The organism is Breznakiella homolactica (assembly GCF_016616095.2).
GTDB classification, from domain to species: domain Bacteria; phylum Spirochaetota; class Spirochaetia; order Treponematales; family Breznakiellaceae; genus Breznakiella; species Breznakiella homolactica.
The window spans coordinates 364,052-384,605 of the sequence record NZ_CP067089.2 but is presented as its reverse complement, the minus strand read 5'-3'; the positions used below and the strand labels follow the sequence as shown (position 1 = coordinate 384,605).

General features: G+C 49.5%; 20 protein-coding genes. 4 read left to right on the top strand and 16 right to left on the bottom strand.

Annotated elements, in window-relative coordinates:
* Positions 1-60: 60 nt before the first annotated feature.
* On the bottom strand, positions 61-2,352 hold the full coding sequence (locus JFL75_RS01980; protein ID WP_215625024.1) for a PDC sensor domain-containing protein: 2,292 nt from the start codon (positions 2,350-2,352) through the stop codon (positions 61-63).
* A gap of 285 nt (positions 2,353-2,637) precedes the next feature.
* Between JFL75_RS01980 and JFL75_RS01975 the strand changes: the two genes are divergently transcribed.
* Positions 2,638-3,177: a methylated-DNA--[protein]-cysteine S-methyltransferase gene (locus JFL75_RS01975; protein ID WP_215625023.1), complete on the top strand. Its 540-nt coding sequence runs from the start codon at positions 2,638-2,640 to the stop codon at positions 3,175-3,177.
* 29 nt (positions 3,178-3,206) lie between these two features.
* On the opposite strand, the gene JFL75_RS01970 is transcribed toward JFL75_RS01975, so the two are convergent.
* From JFL75_RS01970 to JFL75_RS01945, 6 genes are all read right to left on the bottom strand, one after another.
* A complete protein-coding gene (locus JFL75_RS01970) occupies positions 3,207-4,160 on the bottom strand; it encodes an ROK family protein (RefSeq protein ID WP_215625022.1) in 954 nt (317 codons plus the stop codon).
* A 1-nt stretch (position 4,161) separates the two neighbouring features.
* The gene (locus tag JFL75_RS01965; protein ID WP_215625021.1) at positions 4,162-4,995 is read right to left on the bottom strand and encodes a carbohydrate ABC transporter permease; all 834 of its coding nucleotides are present in this window, start codon (positions 4,993-4,995) and stop codon (positions 4,162-4,164) included.
* 13 nt (positions 4,996-5,008) lie between these two features.
* A complete protein-coding gene (locus JFL75_RS01960; protein ID WP_215625020.1) occupies positions 5,009-5,950 on the bottom strand; it encodes a carbohydrate ABC transporter permease in 942 nt (313 codons plus the stop codon).
* 88 nt (positions 5,951-6,038) lie between these two features.
* Entirely contained in the window at positions 6,039-7,307 is a 1,269-nt protein-coding gene (locus JFL75_RS01955) for an ABC transporter substrate-binding protein (RefSeq protein WP_215625019.1), read from the bottom strand.
* A 65-nt stretch (positions 7,308-7,372) separates the two neighbouring features.
* A complete protein-coding gene (locus JFL75_RS01950; protein ID WP_215625018.1) occupies positions 7,373-8,524 on the bottom strand; it encodes an SIS domain-containing protein in 1,152 nt (383 codons plus the stop codon).
* Positions 8,525-8,620: 96 nt separating this feature from the next.
* Positions 8,621-10,435 (bottom strand): aminotransferase class I/II-fold pyridoxal phosphate-dependent enzyme, encoded by a 1,815-nt coding sequence (locus JFL75_RS01945; protein ID WP_215625017.1) that lies wholly within the window; start codon positions 10,433-10,435, stop codon positions 8,621-8,623.
* A 116-nt stretch (positions 10,436-10,551) separates the two neighbouring features.
* On the opposite strand from JFL75_RS01945, the gene JFL75_RS01940 reads away from it, so the two are divergent.
* Both JFL75_RS01940 and JFL75_RS01935 read left to right on the top strand, forming a co-directional pair.
* Positions 10,552-11,277 (top strand): GntR family transcriptional regulator, encoded by a 726-nt coding sequence (locus JFL75_RS01940; protein WP_215625016.1) that lies wholly within the window; start codon positions 10,552-10,554, stop codon positions 11,275-11,277.
* 171 nt (positions 11,278-11,448) lie between these two features.
* Complete coding sequence (locus tag JFL75_RS01935) at positions 11,449-13,128, top strand: amidohydrolase (RefSeq protein ID WP_215625015.1); 1,680 nt, start codon at positions 11,449-11,451, stop codon at positions 13,126-13,128.
* A 233-nt stretch (positions 13,129-13,361) separates the two neighbouring features.
* On the opposite strand, the gene JFL75_RS01930 is transcribed toward JFL75_RS01935, so the two are convergent.
* The gene (locus JFL75_RS01930; protein ID WP_215625014.1) at positions 13,362-13,970 is read right to left on the bottom strand and encodes a GNAT family N-acetyltransferase; all 609 of its coding nucleotides are present in this window, start codon (positions 13,968-13,970) and stop codon (positions 13,362-13,364) included.
* Between the two features lie 145 nt (positions 13,971-14,115).
* On the opposite strand from JFL75_RS01930, the gene JFL75_RS20955 reads away from it, so the two are divergent.
* A complete protein-coding gene (locus tag JFL75_RS20955) occupies positions 14,116-14,523 on the top strand; it encodes a winged helix-turn-helix transcriptional regulator (RefSeq protein WP_223292826.1) in 408 nt (135 codons plus the stop codon).
* On the opposite strand, the gene JFL75_RS01920 is transcribed toward JFL75_RS20955, so the two are convergent.
* The 8 genes from JFL75_RS01920 to JFL75_RS01885 form a co-directional block, all read right to left on the bottom strand.
* Positions 14,406-15,107: a DUF4279 domain-containing protein gene (locus JFL75_RS01920; RefSeq protein WP_215625012.1), complete on the bottom strand. Its 702-nt coding sequence runs from the start codon at positions 15,105-15,107 to the stop codon at positions 14,406-14,408. The genes JFL75_RS20955 and JFL75_RS01920 overlap by 118 nt on opposite strands.
* Positions 15,108-15,153: 46 nt before the next feature.
* Positions 15,154-15,513 (bottom strand): hypothetical protein, encoded by a 360-nt coding sequence (locus JFL75_RS01915; protein WP_215625011.1) that lies wholly within the window; start codon positions 15,511-15,513, stop codon positions 15,154-15,156.
* Between the two features lie 131 nt (positions 15,514-15,644).
* Positions 15,645-16,400: a hypothetical protein gene (locus JFL75_RS01910; protein WP_215625010.1), complete on the bottom strand. Its 756-nt coding sequence runs from the start codon at positions 16,398-16,400 to the stop codon at positions 15,645-15,647.
* Between the two features lie 13 nt (positions 16,401-16,413).
* The gene (locus JFL75_RS01905; protein ID WP_215625009.1) at positions 16,414-17,061 is read right to left on the bottom strand and encodes a CatA-like O-acetyltransferase; all 648 of its coding nucleotides are present in this window, start codon (positions 17,059-17,061) and stop codon (positions 16,414-16,416) included.
* Between the two features lie 147 nt (positions 17,062-17,208).
* Positions 17,209-17,487: a hypothetical protein gene (locus tag JFL75_RS01900; protein ID WP_215625008.1), complete on the bottom strand. Its 279-nt coding sequence runs from the start codon at positions 17,485-17,487 to the stop codon at positions 17,209-17,211.
* A 317-nt stretch (positions 17,488-17,804) separates the two neighbouring features.
* Entirely contained in the window at positions 17,805-18,932 is a 1,128-nt protein-coding gene (locus tag JFL75_RS01895) for an aldo/keto reductase (protein WP_215625007.1), read from the bottom strand.
* Positions 18,933-18,947: 15 nt separating this feature from the next.
* The gene (locus JFL75_RS01890) at positions 18,948-19,949 is read right to left on the bottom strand and encodes an alpha/beta hydrolase (RefSeq protein WP_215625006.1); all 1,002 of its coding nucleotides are present in this window, start codon (positions 19,947-19,949) and stop codon (positions 18,948-18,950) included.
* Between the two features lie 13 nt (positions 19,950-19,962).
* Entirely contained in the window at positions 19,963-20,541 is a 579-nt protein-coding gene (locus tag JFL75_RS01885; RefSeq protein ID WP_215625005.1) for a flavodoxin, read from the bottom strand.
* Positions 20,542-20,554: the final 13 nt, after the last annotated feature.

Sequence of the window (20,554 nt, the reverse complement as noted above, 5' to 3'; positions counted from 1 at the left end):
CGGGTTACATTGATTTTTTATATCAGTCTTTTGGGGCGCCGTAAAGCACCGGCAAAGTATTTATTTCAGGAAAGAATGCAGCGTGGACAAAACCACATTCAAATCCAGCGGTTTTGAAATATGCCCGTTCATTCCCGCTTCCAGGCTGGCGTTGACATCTTCCCTGAAGGCATTGGCGCTCATGGCGATAATGGGTATCTTTTTCCCCTTCTCCATCCGGCGGATTTTTTTCGTAGCCGCCAGACCGTCCATTTCCGGCATCTGAATATCCATAAAAATCAGGTCGTATTTTTCAGGGTTTTTTGAAAACATACCGCAGGCTTCCAGGCCGTTCTCCGCAAAGTCTATGGCCACGCCGGTATCTTCAAGAAGGGCCGCGACAATCTCACGGTTGATCTCCACATCTTCGGCCACCAGAATCGATTTCCCGCGGAAGTCAAAAGCATCGGGGGTCAGTTTTTCCGCGGGGGCGGTTTCTTCCTTTCCGGTTTTTTCCGCGGTAATCGTAAAGACAAACCGGCTGCCGGCGGATCCGTTTGGTTCATACCAGATAGTTCCGCCCATAAGCTCAACGAGGCTCTTGCTGATGGAAAGACCGAGGCCGGTGCCGCCATACTGCCTGAAAATACCGCTGTTAGCCTGTTCAAAGGCGCCGAACAGTCTGCCCGCGGATTCGGGAGCGACCCCGATGCCGGTGTCGGCCACCGTTGTTCTGATAACAAACCCGGTAGCCGTTTCCTTAAGCAGCTCCGCGGCAACGGAAACGGCTCCTCCCTCGGGGGTAAACTTTACCGCATTGCTCACCAGATTTGTCACTACCTGGGAATACCTGAACCGGTCCGACCAGATACTGCCGGGTACCGAGTCATCTGCGGTTAAGGTGAGGGCCAGTTTTTTTTCTTCCGCTTTTACCCAGAAGACGTTGGCGATACTCTCAAACACCTCACGGATAGAAAACCGGGCGACCTCCAGTTCCACCTTATTGGCTTCTATTTTTGCCATGTCCAGCACATTGTTGATCAGTTCCAGCAGGTTCCGTGAAGCATGGTCAATTTTTAAAAGGCAGTCCCGCAGTTTTTCCCGGTCATCGGTCTGCTCGGAAACCTGCACCATGCCGATGATGGCGTTCATGGGGGTCCGCATCTCATGGCTCATTTTTGACAGGAATTCCGTTTTAGCCCTGCTGGCGGCCTGGGCCATTTCCAGCATTTTCTCGGAGTGTTCGGACATTTCGGCCATGGTGTCCATCATCCTGTTAAGCCGGTCTTCCATCACTCCGAATTCATCGTGTTCGGTGATGAGGATTCTTTCGCGCAGATCCCCCGAAGCGGCCTGGTCGGCAAAACTGTTTACCTTATTGGTCACCCGTTTCAGATACCGGGCGACCATGAGAATACTCCATGCCACAAAAAAGAGCCCCACCACCGGGACCAAGGCCAGGGACCGGATCAGATCATTGGCGGACTGCCCCACTTCGGCATTGTCGATGATCACCACCAGATGCCAGTCAATTTCTTCCATGCCGGTATAAAAAGCCCGGTACTGCCGCCCCTGCCAGGAAAGGGTTTCCGAGCCGCTCCGGTTGTTCAGCACCTGCCTGCCCAGGGAGACCAGCTCATGGTCCGGATCGTCGCCGATAAGCATATCGGAACTGCGGCTTTCATCAATGAAGGAAATGAACTCCCCCTTAGCGCCAAGAATAAAGGCCGCGCCGGTCCGGCCCACGGCTATATCCGCGGAAATAGCCTTGATATCCGTCAGTGCCATATCCGCGGTGGCGACCCCCAGGAATTCACCGCTGCTCCGGTAAAAAGGCACCGAGGAGGTGATCATGGTGACGGCAGCCACAGGGTCATAGTAAACATCGGACCAGACGGTTTCTCCGCCGGATTGTTTCCCGTTGATATACCAGGCCTCCTGATGGAAGTCCACTTCGCTGCCGTACTCATCGGAATACACCGCCTTTCCGTCCTTGATGTAGACATAGGGCCCGAAATAGCGCTCATCAGGGTACAGTGAATACGGTTCAAACCAGATACCGCCGCCCACGGTATTTTTATTTGACGGAATGGACCGCAGAAGAAACCGTGCCAGTTCTCCTTTTTCAATGGTTTCCCTGCTGCAGGTTTCTGCGTAGATGGCCAGGCTCTCGGCGACCTTGGCGTTCATCAGCAGCTCCGCGTAGATACTGAGTCTGGCTAAACGGAGACTTTCGGTCATCCGTTCATCAAACTGGGTGGTAATCTGTCCGTTCATGGCAAAATAAATATTGACCACCGAAAGAATGGTTATAACAGCGACAAGAGGAATGACTGAAATAATGATCCGGGCGGTTATGGTTTTAAATTTCACCAACTTTATGCGTCCTTGGGCGGGTTTATAATCCTCTAACCGGATTCCCGTATTATACCATAACTTTTCCGCAGCAAAAAGATCTCGATGAACCGGCCTCCATACACTGGCCGCAAACCTTTTCCGGAGGTATACATGTCCGAAAACAGCGAGTATTATTTACGGAAACCAGTATATTTAAACCGGCAGGGATTACAGTGCTATGAACAGTGAAGACCAGCCGCTGTACGCGGCGGTCACTGGCTGGAATTCACCGCGGAAAAGAAGACTGCTAAGGAGACGGATATGTTTTATTCAACCTATTACGTGTCGCCCCTCGGGCCGTTTATGCTTGGAAGCGACGGCTCCAATCTCGTCGGTCTGTGGATGGAAGGACAGAAGTATTTCGGCGGGACTGTAACGGATAAAATGGAAGAAAAGGATAATCTGCCCGCGTTTTCCATGACAAAAAAATGGCTGGATAAATACTTTTCGGGTAAAAAACCGGCAGCGGCAGACCTGCCCCTGGCGCCCAGGGGCGGCGAATTCCGCAGGGCAGTATGGGATATCCTCTGCGGGATTCCTTACGGCGAAGTTACCACCTACGGTAAAATCTCAGAGATAATGGCAAAAAAAATGAACAAGGCCACCATGGCCGGCCAGGCCGTCGGCGGCGCGGTAGGACACAACCCCATCGCCATTATCATACCCTGCCACCGGGTGGTGGGATCGAAGGGGAGCTTAACCGGTTACGCCGGAGGAATAGAAAAGAAAATAAAACTGCTTGAACTCGAAGGCGCCGATATGTCCGGATTGTTTAAACCGTCAAAAGGAACTGCCCTGTAGTACATACACCGGGGTGATGCTTCGGGAAATCAGACGCCGCGGCTGTGCAGGAAAACACTGACGGCGCCTAAAAGCCCCGCTGTATCAACGCCAAGCTGTGATATCTCCATAGGCGCGGTCCAGACACGTCCGGATTCCCGGGAAATCCGTTCCACCTCGCCGCGGAGTTTGTCAAAGAACCAGCCGTCGGCGACTACACCGCCGCCAAATACATAGAGCTTTGAGTTAAGAGTGTGTTCGAGATTAATAATGGTATAGGCCAGCATAAGCAGCGCATCATCCACCAGATCCACCGCCAGGGCATCGCCGTTCCGGTACGCGTCAAATATTTCCCGGGAGAAAACCGGTTCTGAGGTACGGGCTTTCGCCGCAAGGGCACTGTCCGGAAACCGGCTAATCATCCGCCGGACTTCCTTATCAAGGCCGCCGCCGGATACGACCGATTCAAGACTGTGAATATACGGCCGTTTATCCGTGGGGATAAAAATACAGTTTCCGGCTTCTCCGGCAAAATTGTGGTCCCCCCGGATTAAACGGCCGGAGTCGATAAGACCGACCGCAAAGCCGGTACCCACATTTATATACGCGAAACAGTTCCTGCCCCGACCCACTCCCCAGCGCGCTTCGGCGAGCACCGTGGCGTGCAGGTCATTGTCAATAAAAGCAGGAAGACCAAAGACGCGTTCCAGTTCACCGCAAAGATCGTACCCGTCAGCCCCGGTAAACAGGGACCCCGAAGCGTACCGGTTTTTGATGTTGTCTATGTGCCCTTTGGCCCCAATACCGATCCCGTTAATACGATCCGCATACCCGGTTTCAGTCAGAAACAGCCCGGTTTGGGAGATAAGCTCTTCCCCGAATTCGGCAAGGGGTCCCCGTTTAACGGGGAAACGGTTGGTTTGGAGTATTTCTCCGTTGTCACGGACAAGCCCGAGGCGGACCTTGGTGCCGCCGATATCAATTCCCAGAATTACTTTTTCCATCTCAGCCCTTTACACCGGACATGCTGATGCCCTTGATAACGAAACGCTGGAAAATCAGGTACAGAGCCAGGGGCGGTATCATTGCCAGAAGCATGGCACCGAACCGCACCCGGGTATCAACGTAAAACTGGGGATTAAACAGATTGGCGATGGTCACGCTTATGGGCTTTATGTTCTGGGCCGTCACCAGGGAAGGCCAGAGGAAGCTGCTCCACGCTTTGAGAAAAAGAAGCACCACCGCGGTTATGATACCGTTGCGCATCAGGGGAAAAACAATCCGGCCAAATATAACGAAATGCCCCGCCCCGTCTATCCGCGCCGACTCAATAAAAGAAAGGGGCAGATCCTCCAGGAACTGCTTCATGATAAAGACCGACAGGGGCGAAATCATAATAGGTAGAGCCACGCCGATATACGTGTCGGCAAGCCCAAGCTTGAAAACCATGCGGTACAGGGGAATGACATACAGAGTCAGCGGCAGCATCATGGTTCCCATCATGAGTCCGAAAAAGAACTTCTTCAGGGGGAACCGGAAAAAAGTAAATTCGTACGCCGCCAGGGAACAGATCACCAGCATACCCGCCAAAGCTATCATTGTATAAATAAAGGTATCCAGAGTCGCCCGCCAAACATTTATGGTATTTAGGGCGTATTTTATTTTTGACAAACCGTTGGCGAAATCATTTGGCCAGTACGCCTGGGTCAGATTGGTGCTGTCCGAGGAAAAGGTTCCGCTGAAAATCATCCACAGCGGGAACAGGCAGATCACAAACCAGACGGATGCAAGGAGAACAAGAACAACAAATTCCAAAGTTATCGTTTTTTTCGGTTTCATAGTATCTTCTCCCCTACACCCGTTTGCGGCGCACCTTAAACTGAATCACCGTAATTACCATGATGAGGCACATTAAAATGACCCCCTCGGCAACAGCCCGGCCCAGACCCGACACCGAGCCTCCGTACACGTTCCGTACGATTTCCATTACCGGGAACAACGCGATCTGCCCCGGGCCGCCGAGATTATTGATATCCGTGTGGGAAGTCAAAATGGTTGGAATATCGTAAACCTGCAAGGCGCTGATAAAGGAATAGGTAATGACAAAGAAAATAATCGGCTCCAGCATGGGGATCGTAATCCTGGTCATCTTCTGAAAAACCGAAGCGCCGTCAATATCAGCGGCTTCGTATAATTCAGGGGAAATATCCTGCATACCCGTGGATAGAATAATAAAGTTAAAGCCCACCGTATTCCATACATCCACCATAACGATCATGGCAATGGCGTATCCGCCGGTGTTCACCCAGTCGATGCCGGCTCCGATGCCGAGCTTGGCGAGAAATACCGAAACCAGGCCCGCGTCGGTGGCCATAAGCCAGCGCCATATACCGGTGCACAAAAACAGAGGGAGCGCCGTGGGAATGAAATAGGCGCTTCTGAAAAACCGGTACAAACCGCCGGGCAGATTATTGATAATAAGCGCAAGAGACAGGGAAATAACGACACTCACGGTAATGGTAATGGGTACGTAGATGGCGAGATTTATCAGGGACTTTAAAAAACGGGTCGAAGTTACACTCTGGCCATTCAGCACGTACCGGTAGTTTGCCAGACCGGTAAAATGAATTCCCCGCCGGCCCGATGATACGGACCAGTCGGTAAAACTCATGGCCAGGCCGTAAATCATCGGTGTCAGAATAAAGACTACCAGAAGAATGAAAAATGGCGCCAAACCAACATAGTTCGGAATGTAACGTAATAAATTTTTCCGTTCATGCAGCGATTTACCCATTATCTGTACCTTTTATAGAAACTGTAAGATACCGCCGTACTTTCCATTCTTCGGAAGGAAAGTACCGGCGGTTTGCGGAACCGGCTGTTTATTCCCCGGATTCGGCGTACATCTTATTTACTTCTTCAACAAACTTTTCCGCGGCCTGCCGGGAAGTAAGTGTTCCGTTGGCGACCAGAGGAGCCACGTCGCGGACAGCGCTGGGCCAGAAAACCGCGGAATGCATAAAGTCCATCTGGGGCATACCGCACTTCAGCCCTTCGGAGCTGACCCGGGCTATCAATTTATTGTTTATAACCTCGGGGTCATCCATTACATCCTGCCGGAGGGTAGAACGGCCGATATTCATAGTCCATGCCTTCTGGCTTTCATAGGATCCGAGCTTCTTCAGCCACTTTAAGACCAGTTCATTCTTGACAGGGTCGTTACTCTCGGTGCCGTAGATAAAATCCCAGCTCTGGAGCCCGCCGGTCCAGCCGCCTTTTTCATAGGGCGGAACCAGAACTATGTCGTAGTTTACGCCGCTCTGGGCGATGCCGGGATCATTCCAGGCGCCGCCAAGCATGTACGCCAGTTTGTTTGTTTTGAACGCCTCCAGGGTGATATCCTGGCCGCTGGTCATGGCATTGGAATACGGGATAATGCGTTTCAGGGTATCAAAGGTACGCACAAGCTGGCTGGGCTGTATGGTGGTCTTGCCGTTGGCAACACCGATGGTGATATTCTGTGAGTCGGAAGCCATGATGGAACCGGGGCCCGCGATGCTGCCGGTAACCCAGGAGTGAGTGGCGTCATAACCCGCGGCCTTTACCTTCTTAAGCTGTTCAATAAAAGCATCATAGGTGGGTATGCCCTCCGCGGGATCAATGCCGGCGGCCTCAAGCACCGTAAGGTTGCGGAAGATAATATTGACACCGCTGATAAAGGGGATTGCCCACATGCCGCCGTCAACGGTAATGGTAGAAATGGTTTTAGGATAAAAGCCTTTGGTATATTCCGGATCGGCGTCAAACATGGGTTTTAGATCCAGGAGGCCGACGGCTTCTCGGTACTGCTTGCCGTTGCGGGCGCTCGCAGAAAACATGTCGGGAAGCCCGACCCCCGCCATGAGGCCCGTCAGCAGTTCATTATCATTTTTTGGAACCATGGTAATGGAATTGCAGTTTTCGTTTTCCGCGGTAAATTCCTGTATCCACTTGTTCATGAGCCTTCCCGCCTCATCCTGAACAAAATCGGAATAAACCCAGAAAACCAGATCGTATTTTTTGTCGGCACCGCCTGAATTTTTCCCGCCGCAGCTTATGAGCAGGGAACCGGCAATCAACATTATCAGCAGAACACCCAGGATTTTTTTCATCTCATCCTCCTAACAGTATTTATTTGGATCCGGCTGCGGACGATTCACCGCCGCAGCCATAGTATTTATTTTCTGTTGCCCTCTTCATCAAAGTGCAGTTTGAAATTGATATCCCTGGCGGCCAGCCCGTGGCGTTTTTCCGCAACCGCATATCCTGCGTTGTTCCTGATATGCCAGCCGTAAAACCAGAGCGGGAAAATATACAGGAACGGGGTGAGGTATTCATTTTCCAGCTTCGGCATCTCCACGGTGTGGGTCGCCATTTTCCGAAGCGCCGGGGTGGGTACGTCGGTAAAAACTATTGAGGGCGTTCCGGAAATAACACACGCCGCAAGAAGGTCCATGGTTTTGGCCACCGACGGTCCCTCAGGCGCGATAATAAGCAGCGGCAGGGTACCATCGGATTCACGGAACCGTCCGTGGGCGAAATCCTCGAGTTCCTCCCCGGCGCAGAAAAGCCAGGTAAATTCCGATATCTTAAGGGCCCCTTCCTTCATGGTTCCGAAATTCGGGCCCGTTCCAAGGACACAGGCGTTTCTGCTCTGTGAAAACTCCGCGCTGATTTCCTTCATCCGGTCAAACAACGCGGGAAGAACCGACATGGCGGACTGGGCTGCCGTAAACTGATCCTTCCAGTACCGGACGTTACCGGCGTCAAGAGCCCCATTCCTGCTGCCCATAAGCACGGCCAGTTCATACCCCGCAAGGGCTATAAAGAGATGTGAAACGCTGTACGCGGTAACCTGGGCCGCCCGCTCCAGAAGAGCGTCGGTCTTGATACGGTATTCCGCGAATTTCGCGTTGTCAATGTCCCCTTCATTTGAAATAGCCAGGGTTTTGGCGCCCTGCTCTTTCGCCTCCCTGAGGCCGGCGGATACACTGGCGGTATTCCCGCTGCAGCTCACCCCGATTACCAGGGTTTCTTCCGGAGCTTTGATGTAGTCACCCGCGTAGGCGGCAAAATGAAAGGCAGGATAGGCCGAAGCCCTGATATCCGCGATATGCTCAAAAAAAGTTTCAATCAGGAGGCTTGTCGCGTAGGAAGTGCCTTGGCCGATGATAAAAACCTGTTTCGTCCCCTTGAGGAACGGCGCGTTCTCAAATTCCTTAAGGCTTTCCCCGGTGAGGGCTATGGTCTTTTCCCAGCTTTTGGGATCCGACATAGACAGCATGTGTTTCCGCAAATTGCCATTTTTCTCCGCTATCGTCACATCCATAATTCACTCCAATTTCTCTAGTTTAACGTCAAAACTCAGTGCATTTGTTTTGTATATACATTTTATATTTTACATATATACATTTGTCAAGAAAAATTATTTTTTGTTTTTATACGCCGAGACCGCCTCACAGAACCGGTCGTTATCGCTTTTGCCCCGCACAGCGAGCCTGAAGAATTTATCCTCCGGTATTCCCGGCCTTCCGTCCAAACCGTTAATGAGAATATTATGTTCCTGTAAAAGATATTCCGAAAATTCCTTTGTATTGGCGGATCCGTTTATTCGGCACAAGAAAAAATTCGCCTGGGATGGATAAACAGTAAGCAAAGCCGTTTTCTCGAGTTCTGTTTTGAACCGCGCGCGCTCCGCCGCGATCCAGGCGCAGGACTGCCGGTAATATTTTTTATATCTGCCGATGCACTGTAAAAAATATTCCCCGAAGGAGTTGATATTCCACTTGGGAATATAGCCGCGTACCTCCGCCAGGATATCCAGATCTCCGGAGGCCAAAAGGCCTAAACGCAGACCGGTTATTCCGTAACTTTTACCCAGGCTTCTCAGGACAATCAAATTGGGAAACTCATCCAGAATCTCCTGCGTTATAAGAGAGGGCTGCTTCTCTGTATCCGTGAAATCAACAAAGGACTCATCCACGATCAGTTTTTTCTGCCGTTTCTTATGGTAGGCAGCAAGCTTTACCAGACCATCCCGCGGGATATAATGCCCCGAGGGATTGTCGGGGTTAATCAGAACCAGGGCATCGTATCCGCCGGAAAATTTTTCAATGTCCCGGGTGGTATAGGTAAAATTCTCCGGGACCCAGTCCCGCAATGTGATATAGCCGTTTTTCGAAAGGTTTTCACTGTATTCATTGTATGTCGGCCGTATTATGCCTATGGTGCCCCCGAGGACCCGGGACAGAGCCTTGATAAGTTCTACGGTTCCGTTTCCCAGAATAATGTTTGTTTCGGATACGCCGAATAATTCGGCTCCCAGGCGGGTTTGTACGGCCTGGCCCGAAGGATAATCCTTCAGAAGCATATCGAAATGCGCTTTTATCTCTTCTTTCATTTCCCTGGTGGGGAAATAGGGGTTGGTAAGATAACAGAAATCGAGCAGTTCCGGAAACCGCCAGAGACCGCCCTGGTGCTGAAATATCAGCCGGAGTTTCTCGGAACTTGTCCGGGCAAACAGTATTTCCGCAATATCCCTGTCCTGGGTACCGCGTATTTCACGCCAGACATAATGATTCAATAAGAAAGCATTAATATGAAATTTATCCACCAGGCCAATTATCCTCAGCACCTGTTCAGTATCATCATCGCCGTCCATTGTTCGGATGTACGCTTCCAGAAACGGAATATAGACATCCGCGGAGAATTCCTTTGAAAACTTGTATATGTTTACGGATTTAAAGATTTCCTTTTTTACGGAATTACGGTAAACCCTTTGAATAAACCCCGATATCTCGTTGTCTTCAGACAGAACGACAGCCGTGCCATCCATCCATGATTCCCAGGGAGCGACGGCTGCCGCGGTTTTTCCGGGACAGCTAATTAAATCGGCGATGAGGGCATGCTCAAAAATTACGCTTCCATCCAGAAGAATAGTATCATCCTGAGCGAGATAGTCCTTTACGAGAAAAAGGGAATACATACTGCCAGCCGGTGAAGGACTGTCATTTGATACGTATTCGATGTGTGTATTTTTATATGCGGCTCCCAGCAAAGAAATAATGGCTTCTTTGTTGTCTCCCGTAACGATAATGCATTTGGTTATACCCGCTTCAGAAAGGGCATCAAGGGTATGTTCAATAACAGGCTTTCCGTCAATTCTGAGCATACACCTGGGTTTATTGGGAAATTGATCGTTTTGGCTGCCATTTTCCGCGGCGAGTATAATCGCATGCATTGCGTAACCTCCGTTATTATTGTATATACATAATAGAGATAATTGTATTATAATTATCAAAACTTTTGTATTATTTTCTCTTGAAAAAGAGACAAAATCCGTGATAAAAGATTCAGATGAAAAAAGAACCTATTTATATTAAGATTGAACAAGATATCATACGAAGTATTGCCTTAAACGAACTGCGCGCCGACGATCAGATTATGACCGAGGAACAGCTCTGCAAAAAATACCAGGTCAGCCGGATGACCATAAATAAGGCCATCGTCAGTCTCGTATCAAAGGGCTATATTTACCGTATACCGGGAAAAGGCAGCTTTGTAAAATACAACCAGGTATCAAAAAGAATCGGCGGGGGCACCAGCTTTACCCAGGATATGATTGCCAGGGGAATAAAGCCCGGCTCAAAGCTGATTGATTATTACGTAAAACGGGGAAAGGAACTGCCCTTTATCCGGGACAGGCTCAAACTTGGCGATGATGATCTGATACACTATTTTGTCCGCCTCAGAACCGGGGACGGGACGCCCATGGCTATCAGTTATACCTATGTTTCCGGCGACTGTATTCCGGCTATGGATCTCAATGCCCTGGAAACATCCTTCTACGCGTATGTCGAAAGTCTTGGGTTAAAGATAAAAAAAACCGAAGGAGAGGTGACCAGCAAACTTCCCACCGAAGAACAACAGAAGATCCTCCGGATAAAAAACGAAGCATTGCTTGTAAATACCCACGCGACATATCTGGATGACGGCAGAATCATGGAATATATACAGACCTATTACATTGGGTCGCGGTACGGTTTTTCCTACGTTTTTCACCGCGACGTCAAGGTACCGTAAGGACTCACCCGTTCTTTTCCGGCAAAGCGGACAGCCCTTCACGGTCTCCCCTGCCCCAGGCAGCCCAATCCAATTTCAGCTATTTTCTCCCTAACTGTGATCTCCAGGGCTTTTATTGACACAATCCCGGCATAAAAGTACAGTTTGATATTAGTTAATAAAGGAGACAATATGAAAAACTTAAGCGTTGTATTGGGTGTTATTGCATTTTCAATACTGTTCGTTTCGTGTCAAACCGGCGGCGATGCCCGGGATGGGACCAAGGCTGTAATTTACCACAACGGCGATATCATCACCATGGCGGAGCCGCTCTATGCGGAAGCTGTCAGGGTTGAAGGCGGGAAAATTACCCACATTGAAACTTCCGCGGATATCATGAAACTCAGCGACCGCAATACCATGCTGGTCGATCTGAAAGGAAAAACACTGCTCCCCTCTTTCATCGATACCCACAGCCATGTGGTCCAGCTGGCCCAGTCGTATTTGGGAGCAAATCTCAGCGAGGCAAAAAACTTCGATGATATAGTAAACCTTATAAAGGACCATATCGCGGAATTCCCGCCGGCGCCGGATGCGGTTATTACAGCCTCCGGCTATGACAATAACTTTCTGGCGGAAAAAAAGCATCCCACCAGGGAAGTACTGGACAAAGTGTCCACCGAATACCCGATCATTATATCCCACGCCTCCGGTCACATGGGGGTGGTTAACACAAAGGCTCTGGAGCTGATGGGTATCGGCAAAAACACCCCCGATGTGGAAGGTGGTTTAATCGAGCGGGACGAAAACGGAGAGCCCACAGGCTATCTGGAGGAAAACGCCTTTATCAATTACGCCAAGGACGCGGTAAAACCGCCGAGTGTTGAGGATATGGTTAATCTTGTGGACAAAGCCCTGGATACCTACCTGCGCTACGGTGTTACCACTGTCCAGGAAGGGCTTATGGGAGGATTTGAATTTTCGATCCTTGAGACCATGTCCCAGCGGGGCCAATTAAAAGCCGATGTCATCGGTTTCGTTGATTTAAAAAACGCTGGCGAATTATCCCGGGAAAACAAGGACTTAATCGGCATATACAAAAACCGGTTTAAAATTGGCGGTTACAAAATATTCCTTGACGGTTCACCCCAGGGAAAAACAGCATGGCTTACCAAGCCCTATGAAAACAGCGGAGACTACCGTGGATATCCTATCTATACGGACGCAGAAGTGGACGCCTTTGTGCGTATTGCTATGGACGATAAGATGCAGCTCCAGTCGCACTGCAACGGCGACGCCGCCTCGGACCAGATAATCAATTCCTTCAAACGCATAATAGCTGAAAAAAACCTTGCCGATACATTCAGGCCGGTGATGATACACTGCCAGACAGCGCGTCCCGACCAGTATCCGGAAATGGCGAAGATCGGCATGATACCGTCCATCTTTGTATCCCATATTTATTACTGGGGCGATATTCACCTGCAAAATCTCGGCTGGGAGCGGGCATCGAGGATCAGCGCCTCCCGTTCAGCTCTCAACAGCAACCTGCCCTTTACCTACCATGAAGATACACCGGTGATCCAGCCGAATACGCTCGAAAGTGTCTGGGCGGGTGTAAACCGGATAACCAGAAACGGCGTTCAGCTGGGTGACTTTGAACGGGTGGATGCCTTTGATGCCTTAAAAGCGGTTACCATCAACGCGGCCTACCAGAATAAGGAAGAGAACAGCAAAGGAAGCCTCGAACCGGGGAAGCGGGCCGACCTGGTGATTCTTTCCGACAATCCGCTGAAAACAGAAGCAATGGACATAAGAGATATTGAAGTCCTGGAAACAATAAAAGACGGGCTTACCGTATTCAAGAAATAACGTAATTTTATGAATCCTGGACCGCTCTTCCCTTTTGCAGTCCGGGATTCGCCCGTCCGTTTTTTTAAACGCCAGCCGCAGCAAGTGCCCGCCGCTGAACCACCTGGACTGCATCATTCTCAGATGACAGGAGAAAAGAAAAACGTATGCTGCTCTATTATCTCTGCGCCGTATTTACGCTAGGTTCTGATGGTTCCCCTTTAGTACACAAATAAGATTAAAAAATCCCCGGATCACCGCCAACCGCCAACCGCCAAACACAGCGAATACTGTTTTTTCACCCCGTAGTAAGCCTCGGCTTCCGGCTCCGCCTCATACTCCCTGAACACCCTGAACCCGAACCGCTCCCAGAAGGGCAGGCAACTTTTCTGGTCCGCCCGCCAGCCCTTTTCAGAGGCAGGAAGAACACGGTGGACCTCAAACCGGTCCCACCCGTTAGCCTTTGCCCAATCCAGCGACGCGGTAACCAAACGGCTGCCAATCCCCTTCCGGGCATAATCCCCGCCGACGGCGGTGAGACAGTTATGAACCAGCACTCTGCCGGAAGAATCCGCGCCGGAACCGTGGCCGTAGAACTTAATGTCCTTCGCCATTTGCAATGGAAAAAAGGTATGGCAGGCGATTACCCTGTCCCGCTCCCAGGTGATAAATCCGCAGCCGCCGTAGGTTTCGATCGCCGATCGGTACAGCCGCTCCAGGGTTTCCCGGTTATGCTTTATAGAGTAATTGATCCCCGGACAGCCCGCTTCCGGCGGGCAGGAGACCGGGTCAAAGGGCTCCTGTCCGGAGAGGCATCGATCCGGCAGCCATCCGTCAAGAGTTATGGGTTTTATGGTTTCCATTACTACTCCCGTACGTTGATCAGATTCTTTTTTGCAGTATAGATATTTCCCCGGTAAATGGTAAAGCCAGGAAAAAACAAATGCCGCCCGCTGTTCTGCGGACGGCATCTGACGGCTATTTTATGCTGTGTCCAGCCTGATTCTCATGCTCCAGGGAAAGTGGAAAAACCGGATTATTTATGCCATGAGCCTGAACGATACCATCCGGGTCAGCAAGCTCAGGAAGGAAGCGCCGGGAATCACCAATACCATGCGTACAAATACCCTGAGGGAGCTAGAGGCCGACGGCCTGATTCACCGGGAGCAGTTTAATGAAATCCTGCCCCGGCAGGTTCCGTCCCTATCCTACTCCCTATCCTACTCCCTATCCGTGAGTCCGAACGAAGTGAACGTCCGCGAATACGCTTTGTTGGACGAAGTGTGCCTGCAATTTCTTCATTTCATTCGTTCCCCGACAATGTACATATCAATAAATACTTCTAAATTTAACTCATTCAACCGGTTTATTGCTTCTTTTGTAAAACTAATGCCTGCATTACCACTTATATATTGATATTTACAAATATTTATATTTGCATCTGTTTTTTCTGCAAGCTTTTTAATACCATCTTTATCTTGTTCAAGTTCATCGAGTAACATTTCCAGCGATTCTTCAAGTTCATAAGATTTCTCATTTGTAAATCTATATTCAATCCAGCTAACCGGTGAAAAGCCTCTCTTCGTCTTCTCGCCCTTACTTGCACCGTCAGAATATTTAGTTTTTGTTAAATTGGCCATTTCCATTAATGTCATGTCATCAGAATAAGCCTTCAAGTAGCAATAAGAAGCATTAACCATGAAAACTCTTGTTATATTCTTAGTATTAATATCAACGCCAACACAGAAAAAGGTTTCTTGGTTTTGGAGCATATAATAAAATGCTATTTCATAATGGTTTTCAATTATTGCTGGTTTTCCGGCTTCCGCGTATCTAAATTCTTTATTATCTATTTTATACCGCTCATATATATATTCATCATTAATTGTTTTTATTGTATTGACTTCTAAAAATTGCTTACTCAGCCCCCATTGGGGATTTTTTAATTCTGCGTCAGCTATTCTTTTTAAATCTTCTATTTCTTTTGCTGATAGACTCATAAAAATCGTGACTTTTTCGAAAACTACTCAAGAATAATTTAAACCATCAAGGTATTGGAGGACCAGCCTTATAGCCGCTTGGATAACCATCCCTAATTTCATCCATGACAACTTGAATTTCCCATTCAAGTTCGCTTTGATTGCAATAATAATCTTTTATTTCTCCATATTTTATATAGCAAGAACGATTGAACCCTTCTTCTATATCGTTATAGTAGACTACTGAATTTCCTATGATTGCAACAACCCAAAATCCCTTGCCCTTATTTCCCCATGGTTTTTGTTTCCATTTTTCCGGATATATTTTTACCGCATCCCAGAACCTCCGCTGCTCAAAATTCATTCTTTCATAGGAATCATTTATTAACATAATTATTTCAGCTTCAGAGATTGGTTTCCATTTCATAATAATCCCTTTGACCATTGATCATAAATAGAATTAAAACGAATACACAATTTATGGTTCTAATGAGACATAGCCGAACGTTCGTCCGCGGATACACGCTGTTATGTGAAGCCGCGGCGTACTCCATTTTCTCAGTTTACTTTTCGAATATTATAATTTCCCTGGGCAATATTTTTCAGCGTTATTTTAGCTTCCTGATTATTTACCGTAATATTATTGCCCTGGTACAAACTGCTGCTTCCATCATAGTAAATATAGAATATCCGGTATTCCCCGTTATTTACCCGGCAGAAACTTGTACCGCCGTTGGGCGGCATCAAATGGTAAAATGTATAATCATCACTGAGAACAACCGCGGCCACATAAAAATCAAAGGTATTTTCAAAAGTAACATCGCTCGGAAAGGGACCGTCATTAGTTTCATTGGCTTTCGGAAATACGCTGAACATGTCGACTGAAAGGACTTCAGAGAACTCATTCAACAGCTCCGGGTCGGCCAGTTGTACAAAATTCATTTCCACGTTTCTTTCTCCCCAAACAAACAGCGTGCTTTCGCTTCCATAAATAATATTGTCTTCCCGGAGTGTACCTTCATACTCGCCGGTTATTTTGAATGATATGGTGTTACCGGCAATTGTATATTTTTTATTTGCGTCGATGTATTGGGGAATTTTGCGTTCTTTGTCTACCGTGATTATTATCATGTTGCCGTTGTCAAAAAACTTAACCAGATACGGTCCGGGGGGAAGAGAGCTATCCGGCTCTTCGGACTCCCAGTACCATATATTTTTAAGTAACATATCATTAACAGCTTTTGTATTATCCTGCGCGTTTAAGAGAACACCAATAAACAGCAGCAGCAATGAAAAACCAAACCGTCTGTACATAACCATCCCCCCTTTATAGATTCCTTTTGAATTCATTACATATATTCTGTATTCCAGTAAATAACAATCCCACATGATACCCGTCAGCGACAGCGTGATTGATTGTTACCGTTACGGGCATATTTATTTTTCCCCGTTCTTTTTCGTATTTCCCCCAGGTTATTATGGGAGCGTAATGCTTATTATGTATGGGGATATTAAGTTCAAACCCGCTGTATTTTACCCAAGGCAAACATGATGTATCGAAGGTATTCCCGGGGATATCCGTTATATACATTTTGTGGTTATCTTTGTATTTCTCATAATCATCCGAGATATTTTTGTAGAAAGCGGAAAAATCTTCATTGTACTCTGTTACCGCGCATGAAAAGGTTTGTGTGTCCTTATGAAAAAGCAAATACAAGGGAGAAACAACATCATAAAAGCCTAAGTCATTATTTTCATCGAGTCTGATTTTATAATTCTGTATCGCGTTCACCGCTTTCGAAACAATATAAATAAAGGTTCTGTAAAAATTGAACTTGTGCTTCGCAATAGCTTTCAGTAAATACTTCACATTGATATCCGCGGTGGTACTGTGAAAGCAGTTAACCCGCTGGTCATAATGAAGGAAATGTTCTTTTCGTTCCCATGTGTCTACATCAATCTTTGTAAAAACCATGATCGGGTTCCTTTACGGGATTAGGATTACTGCCTATTCGCATCTCTTAAATACCCTCCAAATACAAATCCATAAACACTTATATATTGATCCTCAATTCCATAATCAACATAATACCAATAATCTTCAACGCCATCTATTGTTTTTTTATGTACCATATACAACCGGGCCTTCATTCATATCATGTACTAAAAATTTACCATCAAAGAATATGATTCTTTTGTTATAATCAAATCCGATAAGTCTGTTTGCATCCCACCATATTGTTTTTTCTAAATTATCTATGCCAATATTTCTATCATAAATAATCCTTGAGCGATTATCCTTTGGATCATTCAAATATTTTATTCTTTCCAGGAGTTCGCTTTCTGAACAGAAGGCCAATGTGCCTATAGAAAATAATAGGATAATTAAACTTTTTCTCATTGTTTATTTCCCTGAAATTAAGTAATCGTACCAACCAGGCGCCATTGCGTCCAACTACTATTAGACGCAAACCTCATTTTCCCGGCTATATCTCCTGATTCAGCCCCTACTCCCGCCGGTTCTCTATTACTGAATTGAAATCAGGGATTTCAATTCAGCTTAGCAGATTCCATGAAAGGGAAACTCCATTGGTCATTGGTAGCTTTTAATCATGAAAAAAGTATATCACAGGTGCCGGGGATTGCAAAGGAAAGGAGAAATCCGGGGTAAGGCGGGCTTACCCCACGGAAATAAACGTTCTTTTCTATATCTTAAAATTATTCCGCTTCCTGAATGATCCGGTCCAGCCCGGCGAGCACCCCGGGGATATCAATGCCCTGGGGACAGGCCTTGGAACATATTCCGCAGGAAACACAGTTGCCTGGCTGCTGTTCCTCACTCAGCGCCCGGATGCCCCACATGGCGCCGTTCCTGTCGATGAGACTTTCGTTGTACAGGGAAATCAGCGCCGGGATATCCAGGTTCCGCGGACAGGTCTGGCAGTACCGGCAGGCTGTGCAGGGAACCAGGTCGAGCTTTTCAGCCATCACCGTTTCCAGCAGACCCTTTTCCGCCTCATTGAGGGGGAGGCGGCTGCCAAAGGTCTTTGCATTATCCCGGGCCTGGTCCATGGTGGACATGCCGCTCAGGACCACGGCCACGTTTTCCAGGGACTGGAGGAACCGGAACGCCCAGGCCGCGACGGATTCATCCGGCCGGGCCGCTTTCAGCAGGGCGTTGAGCCGTTCCCCGTGGGAGGCCAAAGCCCCGCCGCGGACGGGCTCCATGACCACCACCTGGATTCCCCGTTCGGTGAGGATTTCATACTTGCCCCTGGCGTCCTGGAAGGTCCAGTCCAGGTAGTTGCATTGTATCTGCACAAAATCGAAATCATGAAAATCCAGGAACCGCACCATGTTTTCCGTACTGGAATGGCAGGAAAACCCCATGTGCCGGATACGCCCGGCGGCCTTTTCAGATTCCAGGTACTCCATCATTTTTTGGGTCCTGTCCAGTTCAAAATAATCTTCGATAGTCTCGTCGCTCACGTTGTGGACCAGGTAGAAATCAAAGTACTCCACCCCGCAGCGGTCCAGCTGGATTTCAAAAAACTGCTTGATGGTCATGTCCGGGGTCATGGACTGGTACCAGAACTTGTCCGCCAGGTAAAAGCTCTCCCGGGGATATTGGGCCAGGGCCCTTCCCAGGACCTTTTCCGACTCGCCGCTGTGGTAGAGAAAGGCGGTGTCAAAATAATTGACCCCCTGTTCATACACATACTCAATAATTTCCCGGGCCTTTTCCTCGTCCACCGGAGCGTCCCAGCTCCCGCCTTGGGTGGGCAGGCGCATGGCCCCCATGCCCAGGGCGGACAGATTTTTATCCTTAAATTTGTTGTACAGCATGTATTGCAATCTCCCCTATTTAATAAGTTTTGTCCAGAAATCAATGGCCCGTTCTATCCATCCCTCGGCGGGGGTGCCGGTCCCCAGGCCGAAGCCGTGGCGGGTGTTCCGGTACCGGTGGAATTCCACCGTGACTCCAGCGCTTCTCAGATTGTCCATCCGCCGTTCCATCACCGCCGGGCTGGCGATGGTGTCCAGCTCCCCCACATAGGCGAAGGTGGGCGGGTCGCTGGGACTGTAATCCCCGTGGCCGGTATAGCCCATCACCACGGCGGCCGGCCGCGGCAGGGCATCGCCTCCGTAAAAGGCGCTGCCCCGGGAAGCGAGGCAGGCAGCCATTCTCGCTCCGGCGGAGCCGCCCCAGAGGGAATAGCCTTCCGTGCTGACTCCGAGGGTTTGGGCGTTCCGGAAAATATAGGACAGCGCCGCCGCCAGGTCCTCGCAGGCCCGCTGCTCGCCTCCCCGGCTGCCGCCGGGGAGGTTCCCGGTGCGGTATTTTATCACAAAAGCGTTGTACCCCTGCCGGCTGATTTCCTCCGCCAGGGGCAGCCCCTCATGGAGTGAGCCCACGTAGGACCAGCCGCCGCCGGGGCACACTATAGCGAAGGGCGCTCCGGGGTCACCCCGGAAGAAAAACAGCCCGGTGTTGTTTTTGTCTTGGTCCGCCTGCTTCTGTTGGGGAGTGTAGTAGTCGAAGAAAAAGGTCTCCCCCTGCTCCGCGTCATCAATCAGCCGGTTGAGGGACGTTACCACCTCGGCGGGGTTTACGTTGTTGTGGTAGGGCATCAGGGTGCCGATACCGGAGAGTGCCAGGGATTCGTCGTAGTCCCGGTTGTCCCAGGGTAACAGCAGCCGGCCGAACCCGGCGAAGGCCGGATGGTTCAGCAATTCGCCCACCGTGTCCGCCGTCGTCAGCCGGGCGAAACTGCCGGGCCCGCTGTCCTGCGCCTCCAAAGAGCCGCCATTACAGGCGGAGAGCAGGCTTGCCAAAAGGATGGTCAAGAGAATCTTTCCCATAACGCCTCCCGCCTCAAAGCTGTATTCCCCGGACCCAGGCGGCCACCTTACTCTCAAGCTGCCGGTCCCCGGCCACATGGCCGAAAAGTTCCCCCGGCACCACCCGGGCGTTCCGGACCTGGGCGGAGAAGTCCCCCATGATTTTGCTGCCGTTGCCCTGGTGGGTGCCGAAGACAGTAACGGGCTTTCCCCGGAAGTCGGTCTCCCGGAGCAACGTCACCAGGGGCAGCGCCAGGGTGTTGTACCAGGCGGGAGTGCCAATAAAGATAAAGTCGTAGGAACCGACATCTACCCCCAGGGGCTTGATGGCCGGGTAGTTCCCCGCGGCCTGCTGGGCCCGGACCCATTCGGTCATGGGCCGGTAGGCCAGGTCGGGAAAGGGAGTGGCCGGCTCCACCTTCGCCATATCACCGCCGGTCAAGTCCCGGATAATTCCGGCCACCCGCTCGGTGTTGGCGCTGTCCGACCAGGAGTAGTACAGGACCAGAACCTTTCCCAGGTTGACCTGGCTGCCGCTCTGGCCGAAGGCCTGCCCGGCGGCGCCGAGCAGGATAGTTATCATCATTACACAAAGGATATTTTTCTTTTTCATTTGCAGTGGGTTT

Excerpts from the sequence above, each read along its gene's own strand:
- JFL75_RS01915 (WP_215625011.1), bottom strand. The coding sequence starts at position 15,513 with ATGAAATGGAAACCAATCTCTGAAGCTGAAATAATTATGTTAATAAAT.
- JFL75_RS01885 (WP_215625005.1), bottom strand. The coding sequence starts at position 20,541 with ATGAAAAAGAAAAATATCCTTTGTGTAATGATGATAACTATCCTGCTC.
- JFL75_RS01905 (WP_215625009.1), bottom strand. The coding sequence starts at position 17,061 with ATGGTTTTTACAAAGATTGATGTAGACACATGGGAACGAAAAGAACAT.
- JFL75_RS01920 (WP_215625012.1), bottom strand. The coding sequence starts at position 15,107 with ATGAGTCTATCAGCAAAAGAAATAGAAGATTTAAAAAGAATAGCTGAC.
- JFL75_RS20955 (WP_223292826.1), top strand. The coding sequence starts at position 14,116 with ATGCTCCAGGGAAAGTGGAAAAACCGGATTATTTATGCCATGAGCCTG.
- JFL75_RS01935 (WP_215625015.1), top strand. The coding sequence starts at position 11,449 with ATGAAAAACTTAAGCGTTGTATTGGGTGTTATTGCATTTTCAATACTG.
- JFL75_RS01895 (WP_215625007.1), bottom strand. The coding sequence starts at position 18,932 with ATGCTGTACAACAAATTTAAGGATAAAAATCTGTCCGCCCTGGGCATG.
- JFL75_RS01940 (WP_215625016.1), top strand. The coding sequence starts at position 10,552 with ATGAAAAAAGAACCTATTTATATTAAGATTGAACAAGATATCATACGA.
- JFL75_RS01965 (WP_215625021.1), bottom strand. The coding sequence starts at position 4,995 with ATGAAACCGAAAAAAACGATAACTTTGGAATTTGTTGTTCTTGTTCTC.
- JFL75_RS01900 (WP_215625008.1), bottom strand. The coding sequence starts at position 17,487 with ATGAGAAAAAGTTTAATTATCCTATTATTTTCTATAGGCACATTGGCC.
- JFL75_RS01960 (WP_215625020.1), bottom strand. The coding sequence starts at position 5,950 with ATGGGTAAATCGCTGCATGAACGGAAAAATTTATTACGTTACATTCCG.
- JFL75_RS01910 (WP_215625010.1), bottom strand. The coding sequence starts at position 16,400 with ATGTACAGACGGTTTGGTTTTTCATTGCTGCTGCTGTTTATTGGTGTT.
- JFL75_RS01930 (WP_215625014.1), bottom strand. The coding sequence starts at position 13,970 with ATGGAAACCATAAAACCCATAACTCTTGACGGATGGCTGCCGGATCGA.
- JFL75_RS01970 (WP_215625022.1), bottom strand. The coding sequence starts at position 4,160 with ATGGAAAAAGTAATTCTGGGAATTGATATCGGCGGCACCAAGGTCCGC.
- JFL75_RS01975 (WP_215625023.1), top strand. The coding sequence starts at position 2,638 with ATGTTTTATTCAACCTATTACGTGTCGCCCCTCGGGCCGTTTATGCTT.
- JFL75_RS01890 (WP_215625006.1), bottom strand. The coding sequence starts at position 19,949 with ATGGGAAAGATTCTCTTGACCATCCTTTTGGCAAGCCTGCTCTCCGCC.
- JFL75_RS01945 (WP_215625017.1), bottom strand. The coding sequence starts at position 10,435 with ATGCATGCGATTATACTCGCCGCGGAAAATGGCAGCCAAAACGATCAA.
- JFL75_RS01950 (WP_215625018.1), bottom strand. The coding sequence starts at position 8,524 with ATGGATGTGACGATAGCGGAGAAAAATGGCAATTTGCGGAAACACATG.
- JFL75_RS01955 (WP_215625019.1), bottom strand. The coding sequence starts at position 7,307 with ATGAAAAAAATCCTGGGTGTTCTGCTGATAATGTTGATTGCCGGTTCC.